The sequence below is a fragment of the Pseudonocardia oceanicola genome (assembly GCF_047200735.1).
Taxonomy (GTDB): Bacteria; Actinomycetota; Actinomycetes; order Mycobacteriales; family Pseudonocardiaceae; genus Pseudonocardia.
This window is the reverse complement of record NZ_JBJZON010000061.1, coordinates 1-2,678: the sequence shown is the minus strand read 5'-3', so window position 1 is coordinate 2,678 and position 2,678 is coordinate 1. Positions and strand designations below refer to the sequence as shown.

The window sequence follows — 2,678 nt, the reverse complement described above, 5'->3', positions numbered from 1 at the left end:
AGGTGACCGTCACCGACGCCGGCCGCTGGGACCAGATCAACCGGTTACTCCATGACGAGGACGTCGCCCTCTACGCACGGATCGGTGGACTGTTCACCCTCCTGTTCGCCCAGCCCCTCCAGACCATCGTCGCGATGCGCACCGACCAGATCAGCCTCGACGAGGCCAGGGTGATCGTCGCCTTCGAGGCGGTTCCCGTCGAGATGCCGCCCGGCCTGGACGACCTGATCCGCCGCTACCTCACCCGCCCCGGCACACCCTCGATCGCGAGCACCGACCACGGCTGGCTGTTCCCCGGCAGACACCCCGGACGCCACCTCGTCCGCGAGACCTTCCGCGGCCACCTCGTCGCCGCCGGCGTCAGCCCCGGCCACTCACGACACGCAGCCATGTTCGCCCTGGCCGGGCAAGTCCCCGCACCCGTCCTCGCCGAACTCATCGGCATCGCCGACAAGACCGCCGTCAAATGGGCCGCCCTCGCCGCCCGAGACTGGGCCGCCTACATCGCCCAGCGAGAACCGATGCGGGACGTCTCGGATAGCCTGGAGTGAGCGTCGCGTGCTGGTGGCAGGCAGTGTCAGGCATGGAGGCGTGGGATCTGAAGGAGCACGACGATGATCACGTCGTTCCCTTCGCCCTCTCGTGACTGAGGGCGAGAAGACCAGGCTCATCGCCTGGAGCAACGAACTCCGAGCCGTCCACGGGCGGCTCCGCGAAGCACTCCGGGTGACGCAGGCCGCCGTGAAAGCCGGCCAGCCGACAGGTCCGCCCACCCGCGAGTTGTTGCTGTTCTGCCACGGCTTCTGCACCGCACTGACCGGCCATCATGAGGGCGAGGACCGGGAGCTGTTCCCCGCGATCGCCGCCGCACACCCAGAGCTGGGGCCGACCCTGCGGAAACTGGAACAGGATCACTCGATGATCGCTCACCTCATCGCGGCTTTGCAGGCGGCCACCGAGCGGGGCTTACCGCCAGACAAGCTGGAAGGACATCTGGAAGGGATCGCCGCGATCATGGAGTCCCACTTCCGATACGAGGAACGTGAACTCCTCACCGTCCTCGAAACCCTCGCTCTCGACGCAGACCCAAGCGATGTTCTCGGACCCCTATAAAGCCCGCCCAGAACATCGCGCGTCCGCCAACAGGAATTCTTCTGTGCTTCGTTCCGGGTCCGTCTACTGGATCCGCCATGCGGGGGGAGAGAGCCTTGTCCACACCTCCTCCAGCGGCAGGGGCCGCGCCCCGACCGAACTTACCGCCTTGGGCGCAGGTTCGGTCCCCTTCCTCTTCGCCCCCATCCGAGCTCGGCAGCAGCCATCACGCCAACGAGGTGCTTGACACCAAGAACCTAACCCGCTATTTGTAGCCGGAGCCCGAGTTGGCCTCTAGCGCGCCCTGCTGCGTCTGCGAATCTGATGACCGCCCGAGACGTTCATTCTCCATCGTGCGAGTTCGGCGCTTGTCTGGAACTGGCAAGCAAGGTCTTCCGCTGGGCGCTGGTCAATTGCAGCTTTCTTGGCGACCTGTGCCGGAATCAAGAGCTCACCGCCTAGTTCCGTGGCTTCAGCTTCTTGATCCACATCGGAGTTGTCGACGCAACCCTTGTCGCCGACTACTCGGAGCATCGGCTCGTGCTGGAGGACGACGTGGCTGACTTCGTGCGTCATCGTCGAGCGGACTAGCTCAATACCGTGAGCGTCGTTGTAGGCGATGAGGTGTCGGTCGTCGACGAGCAGGGCGAAACCTGAGACCTGCCCGTTGCCCTCACGCTGGAAGTGCCGGATGGCGGCGGCTGGGCATGTCCGGCGCAGGCAAGTCAACGACGTGGCTACAAGCAGCGCAACGTCGTCGAGCGCGCCATCAACAAGCTCAAGGGCCACCGCGCGATCGCCCACCCGCTACGACTGTGACTTCATCTTCCGCGGAACCGTCGACGTCGCCTCGATCAGGATCTGGCTACGCGACCCCGTCCCATGATCCGCGGGACACGCTCTAGTCCGCCCGGCTGTTGTCGTACCGCAGCGTGATCTCGATGGGGATGCGTCCGCGATCGGCGATCTGCAGGCCTTGCGCGCGGGCCCATTCCCGGATCGCTTGGTTGCGCTGCTTACCGCTGGTGGTGTCCGACCGCGAGCTACCGCGGGCCTGGCGGCGCGTGCGGGAGCGGGTGTGACGGCCGGCTTTGATGTAGGGCTCAAGCAGTGCGCGGAGCGCGTCGGCGTTCTTCTGGGAAAGATCGATCTCGTAGGATGTTCCGTTCCAGCTGAACAGTATGGATTCGTCGGCGGTGCCGCCGTCGATATCGTCGACCAGGGTGGTCTGGACGTGTCGAGCCACTCGCGTCCTCACTCAGTTCTCGAAGGGGTTCAGTATGGTTTCTACGGCAACAATCAGGATGCGGGCAAGTCGACCACACGGTCGGGGCTCCTGATGCCGTCAGGGACTCGGCGCCGATCTCAGGATGTGCGCCACATACGGCGGGTCGTGCGGTGCGGTGCGCGATGTGGCGGTAGTTTTGCCGGTCATGCGGGATAGGCCCGAGATGGCGACGTTGCGCTGTCGGGCTTGTGGCAGCGTGTGGGTGAGGATGGATCGGGCGCATTGCCGCTGCTGTTGTCACACCTTCGACGACGCGGCGCTGTTCGATGCCCACCGCGCGACCGGCTCCTGTATCCAA

General features: G+C 65.3%; 4 protein-coding genes and 1 pseudogene. 3 read left to right on the top strand and 2 right to left on the bottom strand.

Going from position 1 to position 2,678, the window contains the following annotated elements:
* Both ACL02T_RS34740 and ACL02T_RS34735 read left to right on the top strand, forming a co-directional pair.
* Positions 1 to 551 (top strand): annotated as a pseudogene (locus tag ACL02T_RS34740) (hypothetical protein); the annotation flags it as partial.
* Positions 552 to 642: 91 nt separating this feature from the next.
* Positions 643 to 1,113 carry a hemerythrin domain-containing protein gene (locus ACL02T_RS34735; protein WP_412835069.1) on the top strand — a complete coding sequence of 157 codons (471 nt, stop codon included), beginning with the start codon at positions 643 to 645 and terminating at the stop codon, positions 1,111 to 1,113.
* Positions 1,114 to 1,386: 273 nt separating this feature from the next.
* On the opposite strand, the gene ACL02T_RS34730 is transcribed toward ACL02T_RS34735, so the two are convergent.
* Both ACL02T_RS34730 and ACL02T_RS34725 read right to left on the bottom strand, forming a co-directional pair.
* Entirely contained in the window at positions 1,387 to 1,896 is a 510-nt protein-coding gene (locus ACL02T_RS34730; RefSeq protein WP_412835068.1) for an ImmA/IrrE family metallo-endopeptidase, read from the bottom strand.
* A 97-nt stretch (positions 1,897 to 1,993) separates the two neighbouring features.
* The gene (locus tag ACL02T_RS34725) at positions 1,994 to 2,338 is read right to left on the bottom strand and encodes a histone-like nucleoid-structuring protein Lsr2 (protein WP_412835067.1); all 345 of its coding nucleotides are present in this window, start codon (positions 2,336 to 2,338) and stop codon (positions 1,994 to 1,996) included.
* A 124-nt stretch (positions 2,339 to 2,462) separates the two neighbouring features.
* Here ACL02T_RS34725 and ACL02T_RS35180 point away from each other — a divergent pair.
* A partial coding sequence (locus ACL02T_RS35180; RefSeq protein ID WP_503129111.1) for an FDXHR family putative zinc-binding protein occupies positions 2,463 to 2,678 on the top strand: 216 nt, incomplete at its 3' end.